The 24858-nt window shown below is 64.1% G+C and carries 29 protein-coding genes; 8 read left to right on the top strand and 21 right to left on the bottom strand.

Features of this window, described 5'->3' with window-relative positions; all coding sequences use genetic code 11:
- Positions 1-369: 369 nt before the first annotated feature.
- The 7 genes from M1E01_RS04135 to M1E01_RS04165 form a co-directional block, all read right to left on the bottom strand.
- A complete protein-coding gene (locus M1E01_RS04135) occupies positions 370-726 on the bottom strand; it encodes a hypothetical protein (RefSeq protein ID WP_457973841.1) in 357 nt (118 codons plus the stop codon).
- 225 nt (positions 727-951) lie between these two features.
- Positions 952-2700 (bottom strand): aa3-type cytochrome oxidase subunit I, encoded by a 1749-nt coding sequence (gene ctaD, locus M1E01_RS04140; RefSeq protein ID WP_457973842.1) that lies wholly within the window; start codon positions 2698-2700, stop codon positions 952-954.
- A gap of 196 nt (positions 2701-2896) precedes the next feature.
- On the bottom strand, positions 2897-3361 hold the full coding sequence (locus M1E01_RS04145) for a DUF4383 domain-containing protein (protein WP_457973843.1): 465 nt from the start codon (positions 3359-3361) through the stop codon (positions 2897-2899).
- Positions 3362-3420: 59 nt separating this feature from the next.
- The gene (locus M1E01_RS04150; protein WP_457973844.1) at positions 3421-3756 is read right to left on the bottom strand and encodes a hypothetical protein; all 336 of its coding nucleotides are present in this window, start codon (positions 3754-3756) and stop codon (positions 3421-3423) included.
- Between the two features lie 224 nt (positions 3757-3980).
- Complete coding sequence (locus M1E01_RS04155; RefSeq protein ID WP_457973845.1) at positions 3981-4397, bottom strand: CBS domain-containing protein; 417 nt, start codon at positions 4395-4397, stop codon at positions 3981-3983.
- 171 nt (positions 4398-4568) lie between these two features.
- Positions 4569-4991, bottom strand: coding sequence for a hypothetical protein (locus M1E01_RS04160; protein ID WP_457973846.1), 423 nt, complete (start codon positions 4989-4991; stop codon positions 4569-4571).
- A 214-nt stretch (positions 4992-5205) separates the two neighbouring features.
- The gene (locus M1E01_RS04165) at positions 5206-5466 is read right to left on the bottom strand and encodes a GlsB/YeaQ/YmgE family stress response membrane protein (protein ID WP_457973847.1); all 261 of its coding nucleotides are present in this window, start codon (positions 5464-5466) and stop codon (positions 5206-5208) included.
- A 318-nt stretch (positions 5467-5784) separates the two neighbouring features.
- Between M1E01_RS04165 and M1E01_RS04170 the strand changes: the two genes are divergently transcribed.
- On the top strand, positions 5785-6207 hold the full coding sequence (locus tag M1E01_RS04170; protein WP_457973848.1) for an Hsp20/alpha crystallin family protein: 423 nt from the start codon (positions 5785-5787) through the stop codon (positions 6205-6207).
- A 197-nt stretch (positions 6208-6404) separates the two neighbouring features.
- Here M1E01_RS04170 and M1E01_RS04175 read toward each other — a convergent pair whose 3' ends face one another.
- The 3 genes from M1E01_RS04175 to nhaA form a co-directional block, all read right to left on the bottom strand.
- On the bottom strand, positions 6405-7316 hold the full coding sequence (locus M1E01_RS04175; RefSeq protein ID WP_457974857.1) for an NAD(P)H-hydrate dehydratase: 912 nt from the start codon (positions 7314-7316) through the stop codon (positions 6405-6407).
- Positions 7317-7380: 64 nt separating this feature from the next.
- Positions 7381-8139, bottom strand: a complete 759-nt coding sequence (locus tag M1E01_RS04180) for a histidine phosphatase family protein (RefSeq protein ID WP_457974858.1) — start codon at positions 8137-8139, stop codon at positions 7381-7383.
- 251 nt (positions 8140-8390) lie between these two features.
- On the bottom strand, positions 8391-9737 hold the full coding sequence (nhaA, locus tag M1E01_RS04185) for a Na+/H+ antiporter NhaA (protein WP_457973849.1): 1347 nt from the start codon (positions 9735-9737) through the stop codon (positions 8391-8393).
- Between the two features lie 273 nt (positions 9738-10010).
- Here nhaA and M1E01_RS04190 point away from each other — a divergent pair, with 273 nt between their 5' ends.
- On the top strand, positions 10011-10187 hold the full coding sequence (locus M1E01_RS04190) for a CsbD family protein (RefSeq protein ID WP_457973850.1): 177 nt from the start codon (positions 10011-10013) through the stop codon (positions 10185-10187).
- A gap of 104 nt (positions 10188-10291) precedes the next feature.
- On the opposite strand, the gene M1E01_RS04195 is transcribed toward M1E01_RS04190, so the two are convergent.
- From M1E01_RS04195 to M1E01_RS04205, 3 genes are all read right to left on the bottom strand, one after another.
- The gene (locus M1E01_RS04195) at positions 10292-10828 is read right to left on the bottom strand and encodes a DUF2243 domain-containing protein (RefSeq protein ID WP_457973851.1); all 537 of its coding nucleotides are present in this window, start codon (positions 10826-10828) and stop codon (positions 10292-10294) included.
- A gap of 130 nt (positions 10829-10958) precedes the next feature.
- A complete protein-coding gene (locus M1E01_RS04200) occupies positions 10959-11804 on the bottom strand; it encodes a hypothetical protein (RefSeq protein ID WP_457973852.1) in 846 nt (281 codons plus the stop codon).
- A 1-nt stretch (position 11805) separates the two neighbouring features.
- On the bottom strand, positions 11806-13530 hold the full coding sequence (locus tag M1E01_RS04205) for a multicopper oxidase family protein (protein ID WP_457973853.1): 1725 nt from the start codon (positions 13528-13530) through the stop codon (positions 11806-11808).
- 322 nt (positions 13531-13852) lie between these two features.
- Between M1E01_RS04205 and M1E01_RS04210 the strand changes: the two genes are divergently transcribed.
- Positions 13853-14290, top strand: a complete 438-nt coding sequence (locus M1E01_RS04210) for a YkvA family protein (RefSeq protein ID WP_457973854.1) — start codon at positions 13853-13855, stop codon at positions 14288-14290.
- Positions 14291-14293: 3 nt separating this feature from the next.
- Here the strand turns inward: M1E01_RS04210 and M1E01_RS04215 are convergent, their stop codons facing one another.
- From M1E01_RS04215 to M1E01_RS04230, 4 genes are all read right to left on the bottom strand, one after another.
- Positions 14294-14542 carry a hypothetical protein gene (locus M1E01_RS04215; RefSeq protein WP_457973856.1) on the bottom strand — a complete coding sequence of 83 codons (249 nt, stop codon included), beginning with the start codon at positions 14540-14542 and terminating at the stop codon, positions 14294-14296.
- 168 nt (positions 14543-14710) lie between these two features.
- On the bottom strand, positions 14711-14986 hold the full coding sequence (locus tag M1E01_RS04220; protein ID WP_457973857.1) for a hypothetical protein: 276 nt from the start codon (positions 14984-14986) through the stop codon (positions 14711-14713).
- Between the two features lie 194 nt (positions 14987-15180).
- A complete protein-coding gene (locus M1E01_RS04225; RefSeq protein WP_457973858.1) occupies positions 15181-15825 on the bottom strand; it encodes a PAS and ANTAR domain-containing protein in 645 nt (214 codons plus the stop codon).
- A gap of 26 nt (positions 15826-15851) precedes the next feature.
- Positions 15852-16016 carry a hypothetical protein gene (locus tag M1E01_RS04230; RefSeq protein WP_457973859.1) on the bottom strand — a complete coding sequence of 55 codons (165 nt, stop codon included), beginning with the start codon at positions 16014-16016 and terminating at the stop codon, positions 15852-15854.
- Between the two features lie 256 nt (positions 16017-16272).
- Here M1E01_RS04230 and M1E01_RS04235 point away from each other — a divergent pair, with 256 nt between their 5' ends.
- Positions 16273-18093 (top strand): calcineurin-like phosphoesterase C-terminal domain-containing protein, encoded by a 1821-nt coding sequence (locus tag M1E01_RS04235; RefSeq protein ID WP_457973860.1) that lies wholly within the window; start codon positions 16273-16275, stop codon positions 18091-18093.
- Positions 18094-18191: 98 nt separating this feature from the next.
- On the opposite strand, the gene M1E01_RS04240 is transcribed toward M1E01_RS04235, so the two are convergent.
- Together M1E01_RS04240 and M1E01_RS04245 are read right to left on the bottom strand one after the other, a co-directional pair.
- A complete protein-coding gene (locus tag M1E01_RS04240) occupies positions 18192-18845 on the bottom strand; it encodes a response regulator (protein WP_457973861.1) in 654 nt (217 codons plus the stop codon).
- A 4-nt stretch (positions 18846-18849) separates the two neighbouring features.
- A complete protein-coding gene (locus tag M1E01_RS04245; RefSeq protein ID WP_457973862.1) occupies positions 18850-19869 on the bottom strand; it encodes a sensor histidine kinase in 1020 nt (339 codons plus the stop codon).
- Between the two features lie 135 nt (positions 19870-20004).
- On the opposite strand from M1E01_RS04245, the gene M1E01_RS04250 reads away from it, so the two are divergent.
- The 4 genes from M1E01_RS04250 (at position 20005) to M1E01_RS04265 (ending at position 22683) form a co-directional block, all read left to right on the top strand.
- Positions 20005-20310, top strand: a complete 306-nt coding sequence (locus tag M1E01_RS04250) for a hypothetical protein (protein ID WP_457973863.1) — start codon at positions 20005-20007, stop codon at positions 20308-20310.
- 120 nt (positions 20311-20430) lie between these two features.
- Positions 20431-21915: a DUF1538 domain-containing protein gene (locus M1E01_RS04255; RefSeq protein ID WP_457973864.1), complete on the top strand. Its 1485-nt coding sequence runs from the start codon at positions 20431-20433 to the stop codon at positions 21913-21915.
- Positions 21912-22262, top strand: a complete 351-nt coding sequence (locus tag M1E01_RS04260; protein ID WP_457973865.1) for a P-II family nitrogen regulator — start codon at positions 21912-21914, stop codon at positions 22260-22262. Before M1E01_RS04255 ends, M1E01_RS04260 begins: the two co-directional genes overlap by 4 nt.
- Positions 22263-22293: 31 nt before the next feature.
- Positions 22294-22683 carry a CBS domain-containing protein gene (locus M1E01_RS04265; protein WP_457973866.1) on the top strand — a complete coding sequence of 130 codons (390 nt, stop codon included), beginning with the start codon at positions 22294-22296 and terminating at the stop codon, positions 22681-22683.
- 154 nt (positions 22684-22837) lie between these two features.
- On the opposite strand, the gene M1E01_RS04270 is transcribed toward M1E01_RS04265, so the two are convergent.
- Positions 22838-23170 carry a hypothetical protein gene (locus M1E01_RS04270; RefSeq protein ID WP_457973867.1) on the bottom strand — a complete coding sequence of 111 codons (333 nt, stop codon included), beginning with the start codon at positions 23168-23170 and terminating at the stop codon, positions 22838-22840.
- Positions 23167-24702: an alkaline phosphatase D family protein gene (locus M1E01_RS04275; RefSeq protein ID WP_457973868.1), complete on the bottom strand. Its 1536-nt coding sequence runs from the start codon at positions 24700-24702 to the stop codon at positions 23167-23169. The genes M1E01_RS04270 and M1E01_RS04275 overlap by 4 nt, the downstream gene beginning before the upstream one ends.
- Between the last annotated feature and the right edge of the window lie 156 nt (positions 24703-24858).

Here is a 24858-nt window from a genome sequence, read left to right on the forward strand (position 1 = left end):
TGACAATTCCGCCAGTGCACGAGCCAGAGCCGTTTCCGCCGGAGCCGGGTCCCGATCCCATGCGTCCCAATCCGAATGGACCGGACCCTACTGGCCCTACGCCGCCCAGTCCTTTCCCTACGCCGGAACCGCCGGGCCCGCTTCCCGTCCCGGACCCAGGGCCTGCGCCGCTCCGCCCGGATCCCACCAGGGACGAATACTTATAGTCCGAACTGCCGAGAGAACCGGTCTGAGTCCGCCGAAATCCGTTTCGGCGGACTCAGTCCCTTAAACGCCGGGGCCGTTGCTTGTCGGCTCCGTGCCGGTTGCCCTTAAGAATCGCGATTCTGCAACATTCGGTCTTTTACTGTTACGTGCATCACATTTGGGTTAGGGTAGTTCTCGGTCGCAGCGTCGCGGCCAGGCCGCGGCGTAGCGGCCAGCATGAGGGGAGATGTTTTGAACGACAAGCTTAAGGTTTTGGTCCGACTCGATCTTGAATGCGGTGAAGCTCAAGTCGCCGCCCAGGGAAATGTAACCGCCCGAAACATCCAGGCTCTGTACGTTGTTATAAAGCGCGCCAACCACCTCAGGGAGGGCCTCCGGCTCGTTGTGGATGTCAGCCACGCACGGGTCGAACCGTCCGCCCTTGAGCAGCTTCGCGAATGCTCCGAAACCCACCACTTGCCCGTTTCCATCGATCCGCAGCAGTCGGAATGCAACGTTCGCGTTCTGGCCCCTGCTCACGCCGGCATGGGCGCCTCTTCGCGCCGGGCACCGCTGACTGCAGCCGCCTGACAGGCTGACAAAACAGCGCGGCCGGTTCAGCTGGCCGGAACAGCTGCATTCTCGAACCGTACTGCCCGGTGAGTAAAACTCCGCCGGTTAAAAAGTCGGCATCTTTGAGCGGGGAACGTCCTGTGCCCAGTCATCGGGCGGGACGTCCTCCACTCACCAAAGGATTCTGGGGTCTTACTTGTCCGGGTTCGGGTCCCGCACGTCCTTGGCTCCTATGTCCGCTGCCCCCAGTACGTCGGCGGCCGGGGAGTGGACCGCTTCGTGCTCGCGCACCCGGAGCTCCGGATGATGCAGGTCCAGCGCCGGGCGTTCCGAGCGGATGCGCGGCAGGGACGTGAAGTTGTGGCGCGGCGGCGGGCAGGACGTGGCCCACTCCAGTGAAGCGCCGAAGCCCCAAGGATCATCTACGTCGACCCTCCGGTGGCTGCGCGACGTGATCCAGACGTTCCAGAAGAAGGGCAGGAGGGACGCCCCCAGCAAGAAGGAACCGTACGTGGAGAACTGGTTCATCCAGGTGAAGTTGTCCTGGGGCATGTAGTCCGCGTAGCGGCGGGGGAAGCCGGCAACGCCAAGCCAGTGCTGAATCAGGAAGGTGCCGTGGAAGCCCACGAACAGCATCCAGAAGTGGATCTTGCCGAGGCGTTCGTTGAGCATCTTGCCCGTCCACTTCGGCCACCAGAAGTAGAAGCCGGCGAACATCGCGAAGACCACGGTGCCGAAGACCACGTAGTGGAAATGCGCCACCACGAAGTAAGTGTCCGAGACGTGGAAGTCCAGCGGCGGGGAAGCCAGGATGATGCCGGTGAGGCCGCCGAAGAGGAACGTGATGAGAAAGCCGATGCTCCACAGCATCGGGGTCTCGAACGTCAGCGAACCGCCCCACATGGTGCCAATCCAGTTGAAGAACTTCACGCCCGTCGGAACCGCGATGAACATGGTCATCAGTGCGAAGAACGGCAGCAGCACAGCGCCGGTGACGTACATGTGATGTGCCCACACAGTGACCGAGAGAGCCCCAATTGCGATCGTTGCGTAGACAAGGCCCTTGTAACCGAAGATCGGCTTGCGGCTGAATACGGGGAAGATCTCCGTCACGATACCGAAGAACGGCAGCGCGATGATGTACACCTCCGGGTGGCCGAAGAACCAGAACAGGTGCTGCCAGAGGATGGCACCGCCATTTTCCGGGTCATAGACGTGAGCGCCGAATTTCCGGTCCGCACCGAGTCCGAAAAGCGCTGCCGCCAGCGGGGGGAAGGCCATGATCACCAAGACTGCCGTTACGAGGGTGTTCCAGGTGAAGATCGGCATCCGCCACATGGTCATGCCCGGGGCGCGCATGCAGATAATGGTGGTGATGAAGTTGACGGCCCCCAGAATGGTGCCAAAGCCGGACAATGCCAGGCCGAACACCCACAGGTCACCGCCTACGCCGGGCGTGAATGTCGTGTTGGACAACGGAGTGTAGGCTGTCCAGCCGAATGACGCCGAGCCTTGGGGGGTGATGAAGCCGGACACGGCGATGGTGGAGCCGAAGAGGAAGAACCAGTAAGCCAGGGCATTCAGCCGAGGGAAGGCGACGTCCGGTGCGCCTATCTGCAGCGGCATAATGACGTTTGCGAAGCCCGCGAAGAGCGGTGTGGCGAACATCAGCAGCATGACTGTGCCGTGCATGGTGAACATCTGGTTGTACTGCTCTTTAGTGACCAGCACCTGCATGCCGGGTTCGAACAGCTCGGCGCGGATGAGCAGGGCCATCACACCGCCCAGGCAGAAGAACACGAAGGAGGTGATCAGGTACAGGTACCCGATGGTTTTGTGGTCGGTGCTGGTGATCCAGCTGACCACGATCCGGCCCTTGCGTTTCGGCGGCGAGGGCGTGACGGTAGTGGTCGAAACTGGTGACTGCTGAAGTTTGGACATCGTCTGCCACTCCTGGGCGTCGTTGCAGGGGCCCGCTTTACTGCGGCGCCGGACGGAACCAGGTGCGGTTCACGGAACCGACAGGATCAGAATAACCCGCCGAAGGGCGGTGCAACAGTAAAAGGGCAAAAGTGCGGCGGCCCCGCGAAGGTGCAGGGCCGCCGTCGTCGTTAATCAAACTGTGTGGAACACAGTGTCAGTGCCCCGCCCGGGGATGTGCAGCGCCCACTCCCTGCCGGGACAGGAGCAGTGCCAGGGCAACCATTCCGGCGCCGAGCACGAAGTGCAGCCAGTTGTCAGCCATGTTGACCGGCACAAAGTTGGCAGGCGTGTTGAGGTTGATGATCAGGCCGTACAGCCACAGGACCAGGTAGATGATGCCGCCGTAGAGCAGGTAGTTCTTCGCCTGGCCTGGATTGCGGGCCATCATGATGCCGGCCACCCCGAAGAGGAGATGAACGATGTTGTGAAGGATTGAAACTTGGAAAACGCCTAAGAGCAGCGCCTCGGAGGTGTGCCCTGCGAAACCCATGGCACCGAAATTGCTGGTGATGCCGGGGATGAAGCCCAGAATGCCGACGAGCAGGAACACTGCCCCCACGACCTGGGCTGCCAGTTGCAGTCGGCTCCTGGCGCCGGCTGCGCGATTGGAAGTGACCATTTTCGTTTCTCCTTTTTCATTGGCCGCCCTAGTGGCGGCCAAGTCTTTAGATCAAGTCTCTAAACCACCGTCTTGTCGTGCCGGCGACGGCGCCATAGGACCGCCGCGAGGATCGCGCCAAGGACAATCGCACCAATGACGTAGGGAGCCCAGTCGAGGCGTGCCCCCTCGGACTCGGCCGGTTCGCCCGTTCCCGGATTCACGGGATTTCCTGAGGGAGTCGCGGAAGCGCTTGATTCGCTGGTGGGCGTTGGAGTTTCCGCCGCCTGCGGATCACCTGCGGTTTGCACCGGCGCCTGGACCCGCGCGGAAAAGAGCGAAGCGGAAGTTCCAGCCTGCGATGGCAGGGCAAACGAAATACCGCCTACGAGCAGGGCCAGTACGGCTGTGGTCATAACAAGCAGCTTGCGCATAAATAAGTCTCCTTGGTCAATGCCGGCAACAACATAGTAAGCATGATTAGTATCGGATACTAAGCATCTTTGATGAAATGTTTGCCATTTGAGATCAAGGGCTTGGAAAGGCGCACCCCGCGTGGCGCAGCTGAATGCGCTGGCGGACGGTGGGCCGGCCCTGGCCGGCCGGGAGAATAGCCTGCAACCGGGGCGGGCCCGAACTCCTAGTACGAAATAAATTCAACCAGTTCGCCTACCCGCTCTTCGGGGTAATTCCTCGCGATATCAGCTTGGCTCAGCATGCCGACTAGATCGTGGCCGTCGATGACAGGCAGCCGGCGGACCTGATGCTCCTGCATGGTCCTGATGGCTTCCTCGATGGAGTCGTCAGCGCCGATGGTGACTGGCTTTCCTTCTCCAAAATCGCCCGCCTTTGCGGTGCGCGGGTCGCCGCCCTCGGCGAGGCATTTGACCACTATGTCCCGGTCCGTGACCATTCCCTTCAGTCGGTTGTCCTCACCGCATATCGGAAGCGCGCCGACGTCGAGCTCTTTCATCTTCCTGGCGGCCTGCTCAAGGGTTTCATTTGCGCCGACGCATTCCACGCCGCCGGTCATAATGTCGCGTGCCTTGATAGTCATATCCGTATCTCCTCACCAGTTCCGGTAACGTCGGCGGGTTGCCGCCGACGCATCCTATTTACCTTTCGTACGCCCGGTTTCCCGGGAGCCCGTAAAAGTCCTACCGCCGCACCCGCCAGGTGCGGTTCGGGCTGAATTTTCGGTTCGATTCTGCGCCAGTCAGGCGCTGCCCTAGTCCGGTACTTCCATTTGGAAGCCGCAACCGCAGCGGAGCAGGCGGGTGGGGAGGTGAACGTCATGGATGGTACGCCGCAGTGTCAGCTCCCGGCCGGAGATGCTGCTGGTTCCCGAGCCCACCGATATCATGGGAGCACCGCAGTGGAAGTAATCGCCGCCGAACTGCAGGACGCCCAGCATCTGGCCGTGCCGGTTCAGGACGGCAGCAACGTCGTGAACCGTCGCGGGGTGCCCGTAGAAGTAGTCGCATTCGACACAGGTGTAGGACACCTCCACCATGCCGTCTTGGGGAGGGTGCAAAGCTTCGATGGACTCGACGATCAGGTGCTCGTCCGTGCGGCATTCGGAGCACCACAATCGGTCGCCGGGTGGGCGGTGGGCCCCTCCGGGAAGCTGGGCGTTGGAGATGGTCGACACTGACTCGCTCCTGGCTAAGGGGTCTCTGTGCCCTGACTGCTAGAGCTCAATCCCACGCTTAAAATAGCGCTCGCCGTGCAGGCAAACAAGAGGAGGCGCGGGCTGGCTGCCTTCCAAGGCGCGGGGTTGGCGCGGTCGGGGTGTTCGCTCCCGGCCTGACCGCGCGGTTGCCCGGAGTCAGGGCGTGAGCTTGAGTCCCTGAGGGCGGCGGGGGCTACCGGCGGATCCGCCTGCGGCCGACCACGCTTTCGGCGACGCCGATGAGCAGCACGGCAGCAACGACGGCGACAATAAACCCGAGAACGTTCAGCTCGAAGATGTCCCCCGTTCCGAGCAGGCTTGCGACGACGCCGCCAATAACGGAGCCGGCCAGGCCTAGCAACAGGGTGGCCCCGAGGCCGAGGTTCTGCTTGCCCGGTTTGATCAGGCGGGCGAGGGCTCCGATGATGAGCCCGGCGACAATGAATCCAATCATGGCATTACTCCTTACGACGTGTGCCGGACCTTCGGTACGGCAGTCCGTCCCGTTGTGCCAGCATGCTGCAGGTTTAACTGTCTGGTTTCTTACTGTCCAGTTCTTGCTGTCCGGTGGTAAGCATACTTCCTAATCCGCGTGGATGCTGCCTCACCCGTGACCGGCGTCTGCGACGGTCCTGAAAGCCGGAAAAACTTTTTTGGCTACACCCCTTGCGCGACCCTATCCTCGGTGCTACAAAAAATCTGTACCAACCGATATAGATCCGGTTGGTAGGAATAACTGAATGGACCGTCTCACCCAAGAGGAGGGAAAGCCATGTTGATGCGCACCGATCCGTTCCGCGAGCTGGACAGGCTCGCCCAGCAGGTCCTTGGCACAACGGCGCGTCCCGCCGCCATGCCGATGGATGCATGGCAGGAAGACAAGGAATTCGTCGTGGCCTTCGACCTGCCCGGTGTGAATGTTGACTCCGTCGACCTGGACATTGAACGGAACGTCCTGACGGTTAAGGCTGAGCGACCTGACCCCGTAGGCAAGGACACGGAGATGATTGCCTCCGAACGTCCCCGCGGTGTGTTCAGCCGGCAGCTGATCCTGGGCGACACCCTGGATACGGAAAGCATCAAGGCCAATTACGACGCCGGTGTGCTGACTCTGCGGATTCCGGTCGCGGAGAAGGCTCAGCCCCGGAAGATCCAAATCGAAACCAAGGGGGCTCGGCAGGAGATCAACGCATAGCCTCCGCGAGACAGGGAGAAGCCGGTGAACGCGTTATCTGCCTTTCGGGGCGGTTAGCCCGGGAGCACGCCACCGCGCTGCATAGCGCATGGGCAGGATACGCCGGATTCTCCCGTAAGGGATGGCCCGGGGCCCGTTGGGCTCCGGGCCTCCCCTGTGTCCGGAGACGTGAATCTGCAGCCGCTGCCTGCAGACCGCTACGTGTTCAGCTCCATCATCAGGGGAGGCAGCTCGTCGGCCAGTTCGCGGGCCAGGAAGCCGAGGCTCCCCAGCCGGCTTGCGAGCCGGTCACCGGCGGCTGCGTGCAGATGCGTGCCCCAGCAGGCGGCCTGCGCGTCGGTGGCGCCCCTTGCCCGGAGCCCTGCGATGGCGCCCGCCAGAATGTCTCCGCTGCCGGAGGTGCCCAGCCCGCCATAGCCGGTGGTGATCTGCCAGCGTTCCGCAGCTTCCGGCGCGTCGCCGCCGGGCGGGCGGGCGATCAAACCCTGGCAGCTCACCACGGCCCGGTACTTTTCCGAGATTTCGACAACGGCGGCCGCCAACGTGCTTTCGTCGCCCAGATCCGCGTCCTGGCCGAGCAGAATAGCCGCCTCGGTGGGATTGGGCGTAAGTATAAGCCTGCCTGCCCACGGGTCCAGGTAGTCCACCAGCTTGGAAAGGCAACCCAGGGCATAGGCGTCCAGAACAATGGCAGCGGGCCCGCCGTCGCCGTCCTGACCAGTGGTGCGCGCTGCTTCGTGCCGGAGCAGCTCCCTGAGCAACGCTTCGGTGCCGTCGATGTCGTCCAGTCCCGGTCCGATCAGCACGGTGTCAGCGGAGTCAAAGTCCTCGAACAAAGCTTCCAGACCGTCATAACCCAGAGACCCTCCAGCGGATTCACGCAGGCCGATGACTCCGGCTTCCGGCAGCGTAACTGCCAGGTGCACGGCCACCGATTCCGGCACTGCGAGGGTCAGCCTGCCGGCACCGGCGCGGAGCGCGGCGGTTCCGGCCAGCAACGCGGCTCCGGGTGTCCGCCGGGCGCCGCCGATCACCAGCACCGCGCCGCGTGAATACTTGTCCGCGCCGGCGGAGGGCAGCGGCCAGTCGCGCAGCAGCGACGGCGTGATCTGAGCCGGAGGAGAGTCCTGCGCGGCAGTGTCACTGGCGGCATCTTCCTTGGCTGGCCTGGACTCATTTCGGGTGGACACTGGCATCTCCTGCATGTTCGGTGACCTGGACGCCGTGCCGTTCCAGGTGCTCGGCAACGTTGAAGCTCTCCAGCGTCCACGGCCCGGCGCCTTCCGGGCGCACGTATCGGGTAACCGACGCGTTGAGGACTGACGTGCCCGCGGCGAGGTCAAGCAGCTCCCGCTCGGACATGCCCTCGAGCACATAGCGGAACAGCATCACCACCGCGTCGTGGCAAACCAGCATCACCCGGTGCCCGCTGCCCAGCGCGTTCAGTTCCCCGAGTACGGAGCGTACCCGCAGCGCCACGTCCGCCCAGGATTCCCCGCCCGGCGGACGGTAGTAAAACTTACCCAGCCACCGCCGTCGTTCTGCTTCCTCCGGGAACCGGTTCTCCACGCCGGTGCTGGTCAGCATGTCGAGAATGCCGAGCTCGCGGTCCCGGAGCCGCTCGTCGCTGCGGACGGTCACCGGCCAGCCGGCCGTCTGAACCGCCAGTTCCGCCGTCCGGAATGCGCGCATGTACGGCGAGGAGATGACGACGTCGGGACGCAGCTCTTCGGGGGTGTCCGCCAGTGCACGGCCCAGGGCCAGAACTTGTTCCCGGCCGGTGTCGGAGAGTTCGACGTCAGCGTCGCGGGCGGGAACATCGATTACGTCCAAGCCTGCCGCCTGTGCGTCTGAAGCGGCCACGTTGCCCTGGCTCTCGCCGTGCCGGACCAGGATCAGCTCGACTGCTCCCGCGTTCCAGCCGGCCGGCATGGTTCGATCACTGTGCTGCTGCGGGCTGCGCTGGCCGTTGCTGCTGTGGTGCGCGTTGCGTCCGTCAAGGTTGCGCTGGTCTACACTGCTTTGTCCATCTTTGCCCACGATATCCACTCCCGGTTAGCCCCTGGCGTGCGAAAACTCCACGTTACTAGCGCAATCCCCGCCCTGCCACCCAACTAACTGGCAGTCGTGGTCGTTGTGGGGGGCGAATACGACCACAACTGCAGGCAGTTGGGGGTGGAGGGTCAGACTGTCCGGTCGGACTGGTAGACGTCCGGGACGCCGTCCTGATCTGAATCGACCTTTTCCTCTTCTTCCGCCTTGCGATAGTGGCGGTTCCTGATCCGCAGCACCACGGCAGCGAGCAGGGCAGCCAGCAGGGAAGCTGAGAGGACACCGACTTTGGCGTGATCATCATTTAGGCTCCCATGACCGAAGCTGAGCTCCGCCACCAGCAGTGAAACGGTGAAGCCGATGCCGGCCAGGAGCGAGATGCCGAAGACGTCGATCCACTTAAAGGAACCGTCCAGCCTCGCCTTGGTGGTCTTCGTGAGCAGCCAGGTGGTGCCCATGATGCCAATGGGTTTGCCGAGCACCAGCGCCAGAACAATGCCCAGGGCTACCGGACCCGTGAACGCCGAAACCAGACCTTCCGCACCGCCGACGGCCACCCCGGCCGAGAAAAAGGCGAAGACGGGAACGGCGATGCCCGCGGAAATCGGGCGGAAGCGATGTTCAAAGATCTCTGCAAGCCCTGGGCCGGCTTCCGATCCGCCGCTGGCCTGCGATCGGATGACAGGGACGGCGAAGCCCAGGAGCACGCCAGCCACCGTTGCGTGGATTCCGGACGCGTGCACGAGCGCCCAGGTGATGATTCCGAGCGGCAGCAGGATAAGCCAGGCGGCGGCCGGGTGCGTTCCGAAGAAGCGCCGGAACTTTTGCGCCAGCAGCAGGTAAAGGCCCAAGGGCAGGAGTGCCAGCAGCAGCGGCACCGCCTGGATGTCCGAGGAGTAGAAGATCGCGATGATGCTGATGGCTATCAGGTCATCCACCACGGCGAGTGTGAGCAGGAAGATCCGCAGGGCGCTCGGCAGGTGCGAACCGATGATCGCCAGTACTGCAACCGCAAACGCGATGTCGGTCGCCGTGGGGATGGCCCAGCCTCTGAGGGTTTCCGGGCTGCTGATGTTCACCGCAGCGTAGATCAGCGCCGGAGCCAGGACCCCGCCGGCTGCGGCGGCTACCGGGACCACCGACTTGTTCAGCTGTCGCAGGTCGCCGGCTACAAATTCGCGTTTGAGTTCGAGGCCCACGAGGAAGAAGAAGATGGCCAGCAGGCCATCGGCCGCCCAGGCTCCGAGGCTGAGTTCGAGGTGCCAGGGTTCGTAGCCGAATGTGAAGTCCCGCAGCGCGAAGTAGCTTTCGGAGGCGGGGGAGTTGGCCCAGATCAGGGCGATGACGGCGGCGATGACCAAGAGGGCCCCGCCCACCGTTTCCTTCCGCAGGATTTCTCCGATGCGGAGGGCCTCGGCATAACTGCCGCGGCCGAAGATCGTGGGGCGGGGAGGGACGGGCGAAGGTGACTGGCTCATTAAAATCCTAAAATTGGGTCAGCGAATACACTGCCGACCAGACTTCCCGGCTCACCTCCGTCAAGTGTACAGGGGTGTGCACCACAGTCGCCTTGGGCTGCGGCGGCTCTATGGGTCGGCTGTCATGGCGGTTAGTTATGCCCGGGAACGTGCCGGAATCCGCAGACTGAGGCAACCGGCCGCCCTTGTGCGCCTGCACGCCTCCGTGCCTAAGATGCGAAGGCGAGCCGCCGGCAACCCGCCGGCGGGCAGCCAACCGTAGGGAGTGACACCATGGGTTTGGATGACAAGATCGGCAACGCGGCGGAAAAGCTGGGCGGCAAGGGCAAGGAAGCTGCTGGCGACGCAAGCGGCGATGACAGCCTTAAGGCCGAAGGCCAGGGTGATCAGGCCAAGTCGGACCTGAAGCAGGCCGGCGAGCACGTCAAGGACGCCTTCAAGAAAGATTGATTCACAAAGCGAAAGGTGCGGCCCATTGTGGACCAGTTCTTGGGGGCCGCACCCTTTGTGTGTCGGCTCCGCCATGCTCCCGAGGCCGGCAGCGAGGCGGCACACTACCTGTCCGCGTCCAGCGGCTGGCCTGAACGCTGCAGCAACCAGCCGCCGACGATCAGGAGGACGCCGAAAACCAGGAACAGGATGTCGGCAAGGATCTGGAACTCGCCGCTGATCACGTGGTGGATGCCGAGTATGTGGTGGTTTGTGACGCCTTCGACGACGTTGAATGCGCCCCAGCCAAGCAGCATCCATCCCCACAGGACCCTGGACGTCCAGATCCTGCCCCGGGACATGGTGATGCGGGAGTAAAGAATTCCCAGCCCTACGACCACGGCTAGCCAGGTGGCCGTGTGGAAGAACCCGTCCCACAGAGTGTTCATTTCCAGGCCGGCCACGGTGGTGACGGGGTGGGAGCCAATGTCGATATTGGCAGTGTCGGAACTGGAAAGCATGTGGTGCCACTGCAGGACCTGGTGGAGCAGGATCCCGTCAACGAATCCGCCAAGCCCCACCCCCAAAAAAATGCCAGGCAGTGTGATCGGCTTGGGCAGGGCGCTCTGCTTCACGCCATTCGACTTGGCTTTGGTGGACATCCCGCTCCGATCCTCGTGGCCTCTGGCATTCCTGCTGCGCGAGGCTTTCTCGCTCTTAGAGATACCCGCTGTTCCTCAAGTTATGCCGGACGGTGGTTATGGCCTCTGCCTGTGCGGCCCCCGGTGCCGGTCAGCCGTGCGCGTGGCCGGGTTTTTCCTCAACCACCTCCGGGTCCCAGGGTGGTTCTGCGGCCATGTCCACCCCGGTGCCGGCCAGGGATCGGGGGCCGACGGCGACGGCGGAAGCGGCCACGCCCGCCTGGCGGGCGATGCCGGCACGGACGCTTGCCACTGTGCCGTCGCCCAGCAGCGGTCCGGTGTAGCTGAAGGCGACCTTCCCGCCGTCGACAGTTGTTCCATAATTCCCTAGGGCATCCGAGAGAATTCCTTCCTTGTCGACTGCAGCCGAGAGTGCAGCAGGGGTGGCGGTGGCGATGGTGAATTTGAGGTCATGCACCAGGACGGGGAGGACGTGAAAGTGCTCAGCGGCCAGTGCCTGCGTTGCTTCTCCCACTCTTTCCCGAACGGCCTGGTCCGTCAGGGCCCGGCCGTCGTCAAGCGTGGCCGCTGCAGGGAGTGCGACGATCAGTTCAGGCATGACGTGCTGGAGCACTGCCGGCTCAAGGACGGTGGGGGAGATGGCGTCCAGGACCATATCGCGGGCCGCTGCTGCTGCGCCCAGCTGCTGACGGACGCTCAACATGTCTGCATTGGAGTCCGAGTGCACGGCGATGACCACCCGGCGCCGCACCATCAGCCCGTCGTAGCTGACCTCGGGCCGGCCGTTTCCCAAGTCCTGGCCTTCCTCCACCTGCGAAAGGACCGAGTCCCCATCAGCGGGCCCACCGGCAGCGGCAGATGCGGCGCTGGCAGGCGGACCACCAGAAGCGGGCACCGCCGGGTCCCCGCCCCCGGTGCAGCCCGCCAGTGACACGGCCAGCAGCACCAACGATGCGACCAGGCCGCGTCTTTCCATGTCAGGTCCCTGCCGGATAGGCGAGCCGGTAGGTCGAGGCGAAGAAACTCTCCGGCACTGTTTCCGGCACAGGCGGGTCAGCGGAGATGGGGTCGTTGTTTTCCAGGTCGCCCACCGCAAACTGCACCATCATGTCGTGGTCCTCGTGCACCAGGTTGTGGCAGTGGACCATGTACCGGCCGCCTTCGTGCTTTCCGGTGTCGAACTGCATCAGGACCGTGACGGATTCGTTCTCGCCGGCGTAGAAGACGTCCTTCGGGCCCTTTTCCCAAGCGAAAGGTTTGCCGCCGTTGGTGTTGCGTCCGATGATCTTGCCGTCGATGAGGTGGATGTGCACGGGGTGGAACCAGCCGCCGGAATCATTGACGATGGTCCACTGCTCCACCTCGTTGCGCTCCGGCGTGGAGAAGCACTTTCTGAAGCCGGACGCTTCCACATCCTCCCATGTCACGCCGTTGATGGTCCACTCTCCGCCCTCACGCTTTACACGCAGGACCTTCTTGGCCACCACCATGTCGGTGGTCAGCTTCATTGTTTCGATACCGCCGGAGTCCCTGGTGGGATGCTCGCCGGGGTCAAGCGTGGAAGGGATGGAGCTGAGGGTACGGGATCCGGGCATCAGTGACGGGGAGTCCGCCACAACCTCGAACCGCATGACCTTGCCGGTGTTGGCGAAATTCACGTTGTTCTTGTTGCTCAGGTTCCTCAGGTCGACGGTCTGGCCGGGCCTGTAGCCACGGAAGTCGACCAGCACCTCATAGCGTTCTGCGGTACCCTGCCGCCACGATGACACCGCTTCGACCTTCCGCGTCATGCCGCCGTCGGTGGCAACAACGTAAAACGGCTTCCCATTGGATAGAGCGAAGCGGTAGGAGCGTGTGATTGAACCGATGAGGAACCGGAACCTGTAGATTCTGGGCTTGACCTTCATCGTGGACCACGGAACGCCGTTGACCAGGATGATGTCACCCCACAGGCCAGAGCGGCCGTTGTCGTTGTAGCCCAGTGAGGCGTTTGCGTTTAGCATCACGTCCGAGACCAGCATGGGCACATCGAATTCACCCTGGGGGAGCTGCGCCTGCTCATAGGGGTCAGACAGCAGGTACATCGCCGCCAGTCCGGAATAGACACCTTGCGCCGTGAGCAGGTGGTTGTGGTCGTGGTACCAAAGCGTTCGCGCGGGCTGCCAGTTCGGGTAGTGGTAGTTCTTTACCTTGCCCGGGGCTGTGCGGTCATTCGCGTACCCGTCATACTGCGGCAGCGACGCCGAGCCGTGCAGGTGCGTGGCCGTGTTGAATGTGTCCGGGTACAGCAGGCCTTTCGAGGGGAGGCGGTTGCTGATCCGAAACTCCGTCCGGGTGCCCTGCGGAACCCTGACCGTCGGACCCGGAAAGATTCCGTTGTAGCCTGCGATCGTGGTCAGCAGCCCGTTCGCTATCTGCACCTGGCCCAGCCGCTCCGAGAGGGAGTACTTCGCGAATGGCCGGCCATCGGGGTCCCTGCCCGTGGCATAGGGCACCAGCTCGGGAGGCCGCCGGAAAAGCGCCCGGTACGGGACCGGCATGTTGGCCGGTGCCAGCTGGCTCGGTGACGAGCCCGACGTCGTTGTCGCCCCCTCCCCGCCGCTCGCCTTCGCCCCCGACGAAGCCGGGGCCACCCCGACGCCGGAAACGGCAACAGCACCGCCCAACATGCCGAGTTTCAAAACATCCCTGCGTGTTGCCATCGGTCCTCCACATGCGTCATGCACGAGACCGGTGTTGCCCCCTGAGCCGTTGCTTGACCCTGGTAAACCATGCGTGGGACTGCTTGGGAAAACCCTGCAGAACACCGGCGGTGAAGGGTCCCTCCCGTCGTCGGATCTATGAGGAGCAAGCTGCTTGCCTGGTCAGCCGATGATGGGGCGTTGCGCCGGCGGCCGGAAGAGTTTAGGGCAGAGGGAGAGCGCCAGTGCGGTGCTTACGGTTATTGTTCGGAAGGATCCGGATTCCGCCCGGGCGCGGGAGCGCGGCAGGAACGCGGCAGGAAGAGGAGCGGGAGCAGCGGTTATGCAGTGGTGGGACGGCGCTCTGGGAATCCTGATCGGATTGGGCTGCGTGTACGTGATTCTTTTGGCGGGTCTGTGGGTCTATGCCCGGCGCAACCCAGAGGTCGTCAGTATGAAGGATGCTTTGCGTCTTCTGCCTGATCTGTTGCGTCTGATCCGCCGGATGGCAGCCGACAGAACAGTCGCGTCAGGTGTCCGGATCAGGCTGCTCCTGCTTATGGCATACCTGGTGATGCCGGTGGATCTCGTCCCGGACTTCCTCCCGGTCATCGGTTACGCGGACGACGTCATCATCGTCGCCTGGGTCCTTCGCTCCGTAATCCGTTCCGCGGGGCCCGAAGCGTTCCGCCGCCACTGGCCAGGAACACCGGCCGGACTGCACGTCATCGAGCGGTTGGCAGGACTCAATCCCCGTGAGGCCGACCAGGAGAAACCATGAGGGCTAGGCGCTCTCCAGCTCCGATGGGCGCGTGATGTCCAGTTCCGAGCTGTCCAACAGCCTGCGGCTGCCCGAAACCGTATCCATGATCCACAGCAGTCCCTGGTGCGCGGCGACGTCGGTGACCCTGCCCCGGTGCAGCAGGCGCCCGCCGCGGCGCCCCTCAACCAGGTCGCCGGGGGCGAGGTCTGCGGGCAAGGCGCGGGCGGATTCTTCGCCCAGCGCAGGCATGAATTCGTCCTGCGTCATCATCGTGGAGTCCCTTCAGGTAACGGCCATGCTGTCCCAGTTTGCTCACTGAAGGTTTCCGCACGGTGTACGCGGGGTGGCTTTTCGGCAATTTTCTGCAGCGGCCGGTTCTGCAGCGGCCGGCTCTGGCGTCCGGCCACGAAGCGTCCGACGGCGGCAGCACCGCCGTCGTCAGTGGTGCCCGGCGCTGGTGGTGCCAAACATGAGGGTGCGGCGCGGCACGTCGTAGAACACCGTTTCCGACGTTGACAGCAGGTCCTGGAGGTTGTCGGCGTCCTGCGAGTCCAAGGTGAGGACTTCCTCCCATGCCCCTTGATCGAGGACCAGCTGAAGGGTCCACGTTCCGGGCCTGCCGGCCTCTCCCGCCACCCAGCTGAATTGGTAATGGCTGACCTGGCGCACCTTGATGCTGTCGTCGGTCACGGGCTGCTTGGGGGTGGGGCTCATCGTTTCCTCCTGGACCACAGTGTTCCGGGAGCCGCGGATGCAGCTCCTCACCCAGCAATGTAGACCCGGTCCGGACGCCCTGCCAGACCCCTTAACCTTCTTGAGGAACAATGGGCACCCCGAGCAGGAGAGGCCCCTCCGGCCATTCCTCCATGGGTATTCCTTTGAGTCGTGGTTTGCACAGGAAGGCTCACCTACGGGGTCCGGTCCAGCAGCCGCTTCCGTTCCGACCAACCTGCGAGCTCTTCACGCGCGCTGCCCCGCCCGGCAGCATCCACGAGCTGCGCCGCCAGTGTGGCCAGCTTGATGTTGGCATTTTGGCTGCGGCCAGCCAGAAGGCTGAATGCCTGCTCGGGGGTTCCGCCGCGGAGTCCCATAATGATTCCCTTGGCCTGTTCGATGATCTCCCGGCTCGCATACATGCCCCGGATAGCCTGGTCGGCAGCGTGACGGTTCGCCGATTCAACAGTCCGGCTCAGGTCCACGGTAAAACCCCGCATCCCCGTAATCCTGCCCGAGTCCTCGCATGCCTCGGCAGCCGTGAACACATGGTGCTCGCGCCCGCGGCTGTCGATTATCCGGTGGAACATGGCCCGCCGGCCGCCGCGGGAACAGAGGTCGGCGATGATCCGTCGGATGTGTTCTCTGTCCTGCGGGTGCTTGTGCGCCAGAAGCAGGTCAAGAGTGGGAACCACCTCGCCGGGGGAGTAGCCGTGGATCTGGAACACTTCCTCTGACCATTCAAAGCGGCCGGTGGCGACATCAAGGTAGAAGGTCCCGGCCAGGCTTTGCCCACCGGCGTCGGGCGGATAGGAATAGGTGATGATTCCAGGCAGCATGGGAGGCCTCCACCGTCACGGGGATGTCAGGGGATGCGGCGGCCGCCGGAGCGGCTTAGGAAGAACAGCAGGACGGCCCCGAGCAGGAGTATCGGAGCCACCCAGAGCAAAAATCCGACGGCCTCGACAGTTCCGCCGATGATGAGAAAGACCACTGCCACCGCGGCAATGGTCCACATGATCTTTTTCATCGCTGTCACCGGTCCTGACCGTCCTGCCCGCCTCGTTGCGGGGGATGAGCGACTATACATCCGGCACGAAATCGCATGCAAGCAAACTCCCGGTTAACGTGCATGCTCAGTGCTGGGCGCCACTTTCAGCCGGGGAAGTGGTTACGTATACGTCCGCTTCCCGTGGCCGGACCGTGGGGAAGTGTTCACCCGGTCCTGTGAGGGTGGACGCGCCGGCTGAAGCGGCCGGCAGCTTTCACTCAACCGGAGGATCTTCGTGTACCCGATTGCCAGACCGTCCAAGTTGTGCCCCGCCCGGCCTTTGGCCCTGACCGCCAGCACGCTGGCAGTCATCGCCGCTGCGGCCCTGCTGAACCCTGCTGCCGGCCACGCCGCAGATGCTGCCGACTGGCCAGACTCGGCCTACCGTGGAAGCGTCAACGTGGTCAAAGGACCGGACGAGGACCAGCAGGTCATCGACGGGGTCGCCTTCGTCGACGAGGACCAGGACTCCGTGCAGGACGGCAACGAGCGCGGTCTTGCCGGCGTGACCGTGTCCAACGGTCGCGACGTTACGAAGACCGACAGCGAGGGCCGTTACAAGCTGCCCGCGTTCGACAACATGACCGTGTTCGTGACCCAGCCCCGCGGCTACCAGGTTCCCGTGGATGAAGACAACGTCGCCCAGTTCTTCTACCACCACCTGCCGGCCGGTTCACCGGAACTGCGCTTCGGCGGCATCAAGCCGACCGGTCCGCTGCCGGACCAGGTCAACTTCCCGCTGGCCCAGAGCAAGCTGACGCAGTCGCCCGAGCAGCACTGCGTGATTGGCGGTGACGTCCAGACCTATGACCAGGACGAGGTGACCTACGCCCGCACCGGCGCCTTCGCTGACCTGGCCGCCCGCAAGGACTACGCGGGCTGCGGTGCTCTGTTTATTGGCGACGTTGTTGGCGACGACCTGTCCCTGTACCCGCAGACCCGGGAACTAAGCGGCATGCTCAACGGTCCGGCCCGCTTCCTGCCCGGCAACCATGACCTTGACTTCGATGCGACCAGCAGCGAGCACACGTTCGACACGTTCAGGGCCAACCTGGGCCCGGAGTACTACTCCTACGACGCCGGCAAGGCCCACGTTGTAGCCCTGAACACCGTGGAATTCCCCACCAAGCTGCCGGCGCGCAAGGGCGACTACACCGGTTCCCTGGACGACCGGCAGCTTGAATGGCTGCGCCAGGACATTGCCCAGGTACCGGCGAACCAGCTGATCGTGCTCGCCGCCCACATCCCGCTGCTGGACTATGCCGACCAGGGCAGCAGCAAGCACCAGGTGGCGCAGGTCAAGGAAATCTACAAAATCCTCGAAGGCCGCAAGGTTGTTGCAGTGGGCGGGCACACCCACAGCATCGAGAACCTGCGGAAAGGCGATTCCCTGGCGGGATGGTCCGAGCTGTTCGGTATCGATGCCCTGCCCTTCACCCACATCACCGCCGGCGCCATTTCCGGCGACTGGTACTCCGGACGGCAAACCTCCGAAGGTTATCCTCTGGCCTTCCAGCGCGACGGCGGCCTGCCCGGCGTGCTGACCCTGGACATCAAGAACACCGAGTTCCAGGAGCGTTTCACCGTCCGCGGGGAAGATGACTCCCTGCAGATGTCCCTTGGCCTGAACACTCCCCGCTACCGCGAGTGGTACGCACAGAACCTGGCGAACAAGGGCAAGGCCCCCGAGTTCACCAGCCCGCTGACGGTCTCCCGGGACGATCTCGCCAACACCACATGGCTGACCACCAACTTCTGGATGGGCAGCACCGGCTCCACGGTGAAGGTGCAGATCGACGGCGGCCAGCCTGTGGAGGCTGTCCGCACGCAGCAGATGCAGGGCGAAGGTCAGCTCGTCGGTGCTGAGTGGTCTGACCCAGTGGCCGTGCAGGAGCAGCTTGTCAATGGCGGCAGCCTGGCTGACCGCACGATGCACCTCTGGCGGCTGCAGCTGCCCTCCGATCTGGCCGCCGGCGAGCACACCGCCACGGTCACGTCGAGCGATGTCTACGGCCGGGCGTTCACCGAGACCCTGACGTTCCAGGTCGCAGGATAACCTCGAGTCCTCACCCGAATCGTCGGCAGCTACGGCCCCGGCCAAGCCCTACGCGGGCCTGGCCGGGGCCGTTGCGCGCCGAGCTCGCGCAGTTGGTCTTAGGGCTCGATGAGCCCGGTGCGGATGGCAAACCTTGTGAGGTCCAGCCGGTCGCGCAACCCCAGCTTCTGCAGGACATTGGCCCGGTGGCGATCGACGGTCTTAACGCTGATCCCCAGGATGTCGCCGATCTCCTTGGCGGAATTTCCCTCTGCGATGAGTTTCGTAATTTGCTCCTCGCGGGTTGTGAGGATGCTGTCCGGCATCCGGTCGCCGCGGCGATCGCGCTCCAGGTAGTCGCGGATGAGCGCTGTGACCGCGCCGGGGTAGAGAAAGGACTCCCCGCGCATCGCTGCGCGGCACGCCTCGATGAGGTCGCGGTCGGCGACCGACTTGAGCACATAGCCCGAGGCCCCGGCTCGCAGCGCCTCAAAAAAGTACTGCTCATTGTCGTACATCGAAAGGATGAGAATCCGCACTTCGGGTACGTTCCGTGATATCTGCCGTGCCGCCTGGATACCGGTCATCTGAGGCATGGCGATGTCGAGAACAGCGAGGTCGACCCCGCCTGCGGCCGCAGCGGCAACCGCTTCTGTGCCGTCGGCGGCCTCGGCCACGACGGTGAGATCGGGTTCGGCGTCGAGGATCAGGCGAAGGCCGCGGCGGACCAGGGCGTGGTCGTCGGCGAGCAGGATGCGTGTAGGTTCGCCCATCGGTTCAGCTCCTCGCCTCGACGCCGGGAACGACGAGGCGAACGTCGGTCCCCCCGCTCGGCCGGGCGGCGACCGTCAGCTCGGCACCGATGAGCAGGGCGCGTTCGCGCATCCCGCGGATGCCCGCGCCCTCGCGGAGGTCACCGCCCTGCCCGTCGTCGAGAATCCGCAGGGTCAGCCCTTTCGTCGTCGAGGTGAGTGCGACATCGACTCGAGTCGCGTGCGCATGCCGGGCGACATTGGTGAGCGCCTCCTGCGCGATACGGTACAGCACCAGCTCGATCTCCCCGCTGAGCTCGGGAAGCTCCTCATCGAGCTCCCAAACCACCGGGATCCCGCTCGAACGGGAGAACTCCGAACCCAGCGAACTCAGTGCGCTCCGCAGGCCCAGGTCCGCGAGCACACCGGGGCGCAGACGCTGCGCCACCTGGCGGACCTCCTCCAGGCTCGCGCGGACCGCCTCCTGCGCGACAAGGCTCTCCTCGCGCAGATCGTCGGGAGATCGATCGACAACCCGCTTAAGACTGAGGAGAGCAACGGTCAGGCTCTGGCCGATCTGGTCGTGCAGTTCCCGCGAGATGCGCTGACGTTCCCCCTCCTGGGCGGCCAGCGCGAGGGCATTGCTCGCCCTGCTCTCCGCCTCCAACCGGTCGAGCATCTCATTGAAGGTGCGGATGAGATGTTCGAGGTCCCCGTTGCCGGCCTCGGTTGCCCGATCGCCACCGCGCCGCAGCAGGCCCCCCCGGCGCATCACGGTCGTTAACGCGTCCAACGGCGCCAGACTGGCCCGCACCAGGGCGGCGTTCGCAGTGAGGATGAGAGCCAGTCCGACGAGCAGGACCGGTACCTCGGTCAGCAGAACGGGCGACGATACCGTCGCGGGCGAAAGCGCCAATACGAGCGTGCCGATCGCAAAGAGCAATCCGTTGATAATGAACAGTCGCCAGAACAGCAACTGTGCCGGTCCCTTCGGAGGCAGGCCGGATGTCGCGCCGGAAGCCCTGGTTTCGAGCGGAGTCCGCATCCAACTAGCCTTACGCGGCCCGCGTCCTTTGTCCATGAGGCCCCACCCCCCACATGCGGTGAAACCCAGGGCGCGCACCGCTCGGAAATGGGTGTCAGCCCCAATGGCACCTCCGTACCGGCAAGGAGAGACTGGATGTACCCCACAACCGACGGAACGGACGGCCCGATGGATACCACCCACTCCACCGTGCCCGGCGCCGGCGTGCTGCACGACTGCCTGACCCGTGACGGCCAGCAATTCCGCATCCTCGTCGCGCGTCCCGGCAGACGCGAACTCTTCGTTTACGACTCCGCCGAGCCCGATCGGATCGTGGCGCGGATCGTGCTCGAGGAGGACGAGGCCGATCAGGTCGCCGAACTCCTGCACAGCCAGCCGATCACTGATCGCATCGCCGAACTCGAACGCAGGGTCGCTCAGATCACGGGGAGCGGGCGATGACAATAGTGGACCTGCGCATGTCCTCTATTCACACCGGAGCCTCGCTTGGCAGACGCGACTGGGCTGGATCGGAGAACTGAAAAGCCAGGTACCCACAGGACCATTCCGGGAGAGGACCCGATGGAGCACCTCAGCCGATTCGCCCGCGAATTCCTTAAGGCGCTCAGGAACCTTCTGCCCATCGTTATCGTCGTTGTTCTGTTCCAATCGCTGGTGTTCCGCTCCATGCCCGATGACCCACTGGTGCTGGTGGCGGGGCTCCTGATCGTGGCTATGGGCATTGCCCTGTTCCTGTACGGCCTGGACCTGAGTATCTTCCCGGTCGGCAAGAACCTGGCTAATCAGTTCGTCCGGAGCGGGACACTGGGGTTGTTGCTGCCCTTTGGGTTTGCCATTGGCTTCGCTGCCTCCATCGCGGAGCCGGCCGTGATCGCTGTCGCGGAGCAGGCCCAATTGGTCAGCGACGGTCGGATCCATGCGCTGGTGCTGCGCTTCGTCATCGCTGTGTCGGTGGGGCTGGTCTTGACCCTGGGCATCCTCCGCGTCCTGCGGGGCTGGGCGGTGTACAGACTGCTGATCGCGGGCTACGCGATGGCGCTGGGACTCACGTATATCGCCCCGCCGGAGATCATTGGCCTTGCTTACGATTCGGGCGGGGTCACCACCAACATCGTCAGTGTCCCGTTGATCACGGCGATCGGTCTCGGCCTGGCCAATTCCATCAGGGGACGCAGCCTGCTCGCCGACGGCTTTGGCCTGGTCGCGCTGTGCGTGATGGTACCCCTGATCGGGGTCCAGCTCTACGGCATCTGGGTCTATACCTTCGGCAATGCCGGGCCGGCGCCGCCAGTGAGCGACGCCGGGGAGGGCTCAACGGATTGGGTGGTGGGCATGATCCTCGGCCTCGCCTCAATGATTCGGGAGGTCCTGCCTATTGTGGCCGTTGTCCTCTTCTTCCAATGGGTCGCCCTGCGGCGCAGGCTGCCCCACCCCCTGCGGCTCGTCATCGGCTTCATCATGGTCCTGGCGGGACTGTATGCCTTCGTGGTGGGACTCAAGCTCGGGCTGTTCCCGCTCGGGACCCTGATGGCGGAGCAGCTGATCGAGCAGGGAGTCCCGGCCCTGATCCTGCTGTTCGCGCTGCTCATCGGCTTTGCGGTCACCATGGCCGAACCTGCCCTGGTGGCCATCGGAGAACAGGCGCAGGATGCATCTCCGGGCAAGATCAACGCGTTCGCCGTCCGGGTCGTTGTCGCCGTTGGCGTCGCCCTCGGGATCGGCTTCGGCGTCTACCGCATTCTGGTAGGAGGGCCGTTCCACTACTTCATCATGGCCGCCTACGCCGTCGCCATCGTGCTGGTGTTCTTCGCCCCGAAGTACATCATCGCGCTGGCCTTCGACCTCGGGGGGGTGACGACGTCGGAGGTCACCGTGCCGTTGGTAACCGCCCTCGGGATCGGGCTTGCGGCCGCCGTGGAGGGCAGGGACGTGCTGATTGACGGGTTTGGCCTGATCGCCTATGCCTCCATCTTCCCTGTCATCTCGGTCATCGTGTATGCCATGGTGATGGAGAGATTTCCCCTTCTAAGGAAGGCACCGGCATGAGATTCACAGCAGTCATCGTGATCGCCCCGGACGAGCTTGAAGACAAGGTGATTGAACACGCCCAACGGGCCGGCGCCACGGGTGTGACAATTTTGCCGGGCAAGGGCATCGGGGGCGAGGCCAGGAAGACGTTTTTCGGGCTCACCTTCGAAGGGACGCAGTCCGTGCTGCTGATGGTCGTGGGGGCACACCTGAGCGCGCCGATTCTGAAGGAACTGCACACGATATTGGTCCAAGGAACGGAATCCCGCGGTCTGGCGTTCGCGATCCCCATCGAGCACCTGACCGGGATCGACATGCGGCAGGTGGTCAGGTTCGAGGAGCATCTGCGCCGCGAAGGCGCCTGAGGCGGTCCAGCACTTTACAAGGAGGAAAGAGATGCTCACTGTCAAAGATGTCATGGTCCCCCAGGTCGTCACGATCTCCCCATACAGCACGCTGCGGGAGGCGCTTTCCATGATGAAGGAGCGCCAGGTGAAGAGTCTGGTGGTGGAGCGGCAGCACGCCCACGACGCTTACGGCATGCTGAGCTACAGAGAACTCCTGGACACCGTCGTTGCGCAGGAGGGGGATGTGGACCTCCTGAACGTCTATGACGCCGCCACGATCCCTGCGATTACTGTCAACGAGGACCTGTCCGTCCGCCAGGCCGCGGCCCTGATGAGCCGCTATCACCTCAGCCGGCTCGTCGTGGTGGAGGGCAACCAGCTCGTCGGGCTGCTCGCCATGAATGACATCCTCGCCCGGCTCATGGAAGAACTAACGTGACATTCCGTCGGTCAGCTGATTGCCTGTCCTGACGTTCCAGGTTCGAGGGAGATGACTTCGGCGGCGACCTCGTGAGCGCGGCCTCCCATCTCGGCTTCGATGCCATTTCTCCGGTCCACGGCACACCCCAGGACGGCAAAGTCACCGATGCCGGCTATCTTCCGTATGTGACCGCAGACAGTCCCGCCCGGACGCGGTAGCCGAGGGCTCCCGCCGCTATCGGCCAGCCGGGGGACTGGACGTGTTCGACGCGGGCCTGCACGCCTGCCGCCTCCAGTTTTTGGGCGACGGCTTGGGCATGCGCAGTATCGGAGAGCGGGGACGCCGGGGCGCCGGGGTCACGTGATGGTATGGCAACTTCGGCGGTCCACTTCAAGTCCGGATCCGGCGTCCCGCGGGTGATGGAGGTCCGGGTCAAACCAGCGTCCAGCGTGGTTGCGGTTCTGCTCGCGCGGTTGTTGAGGGCAGTCATGGAGTGTGTTCTCACGCCCGCTGCGCTCCTGCTCGTCCGTTCTCAACCCGGAATGAGGCATCGACGACGGCCGGAGAGACGGTGTCGGCGGCAGATGCCACCACCAGGTAATCGCTGCGGAATTCCTCAGGCGTCACGGTACACCGCGTCCAGCCGCGCTTGTCCGGATTGATGTAGCTGGTGTGGGGATTCGCGGGCAGGCCGTTCTTAATTGCCTGCGCCCAGCCGCAGCCAGAGCTGATCGAGGTTCCCACGAACTCTGTGGCAACTACCTTCGAACCGGGGTCGGCGGCGTCGAGGAGCACGTCGTTGACGAAGGCCGAATGCCAGTCGCCGGTGAGGACCACGGGATTGGCCGGCGCCTGTCGGTTGATGAAGTTGGTGAGCCGGTTGCGTGAGACCACGTAGCCGTCCCACTGGTCGTGGTTGACCGACAGGATCTCGCCCGGGTCGTAGTCGTACTGGGCCATCATTGTTTGCTGCGCGATCACATTCCAGCGCGCATTTGAGGCGCTCAGCCCACTGAAGAGCCACTGCTCCTGCTCGTCGCCCATCAGGGTGCGCGAGGGGTCGTACACGTCGGGGTGCTGGGGGCCGCCGGGGAAGTTCTCGGTCAGCTGGTCCGAGCGGTACTGCCGGGTGTCCAGGACATGGATCCTGGCCAGATTGCCGTAGTCCAGACGGCGGTGAAGCAGCATGTCAGAACCTGTCGGCCTTTGCGGACGCCGGAGCGGGAGGTGCTCGTAGTAGGCCTGGAACGCGTTGGCACGTAGCTGCAGGAAGCGCTGCGGGTCATTGGAGGCCTCTTTGTCGGGCTGAGAGATGCCGTCCGCCCAATTGTTCTCGATCTCGTGGTCGTCGAAGGTCACCACGAAAGGAAATCTGGCATGCGCGGCCTGCAGGTCAACAGAGCTTTTGTACTTGGCGTGGTTGTTCCGGAAATCCGCCAATGACTCGTGGTTCCTGCCTTCGTAGGTGTAGTCGCCCACGTGCACCACGAGGTCAAGGTCCTCCTGGGCCATGGTGCGGTAGGCTGCGTAGCGGCCTCCGGCCCAGGACTGGCAGGAGGCCAGCCCTAACGCGATACTGGCCGGGTCCGACCCTGCCGCCGGGGCAGTGCGGGTGTGGCCAACAGGGCTTTCCTCGCTGCCGACGCGGAAGCGGAACCAGTAATCCGCTGACGGCTGCAGTCCTGCGACTTCGGCATGCACTGAGTGGGCCAGTTCGGGCGTGGCCGCTTCGTTACCGGCCTTGACGACGTTGCGGAAGTCCGGGTCCGTGGCCACCTGCCAGTTCACCTGGACCTGATACGGCGGCATTCCGCCCATGCCATCGGCGGCTTGCGGTTCGGGTGCCAGCCGCGTCCACAGCACGACGCCGTCCGGCGTTGGGTCGCCGGAAGCGACACCAAGGGTGAACGGGTTCTGCGGGAACCGGGGCTGTGCCCAGGCGGGGGCCGCGGAGAGGCCATAGACGGCGGCTGCTGCGACGGCGGTTCCGGACGCGGCGAGAAAGCCTCGGCGGGACGGAGTGAAGGAACGGGGCATGGTGTCTCTCCTGAAGGGAGGCGGGGGGTGGTCCCGTCTATTCAGGCAATGACAGTTGATCGGATCGTGAATGCCCGGTGAACCTGGGATGTTACTGCGGCGTACGCGAGAAACCCCGCACCGGCTGAGGCGGGTGCGGGGCTCCCCCAAAGGGCA

This window comes from Arthrobacter sp. D1-17 (genome assembly GCF_054130535.1).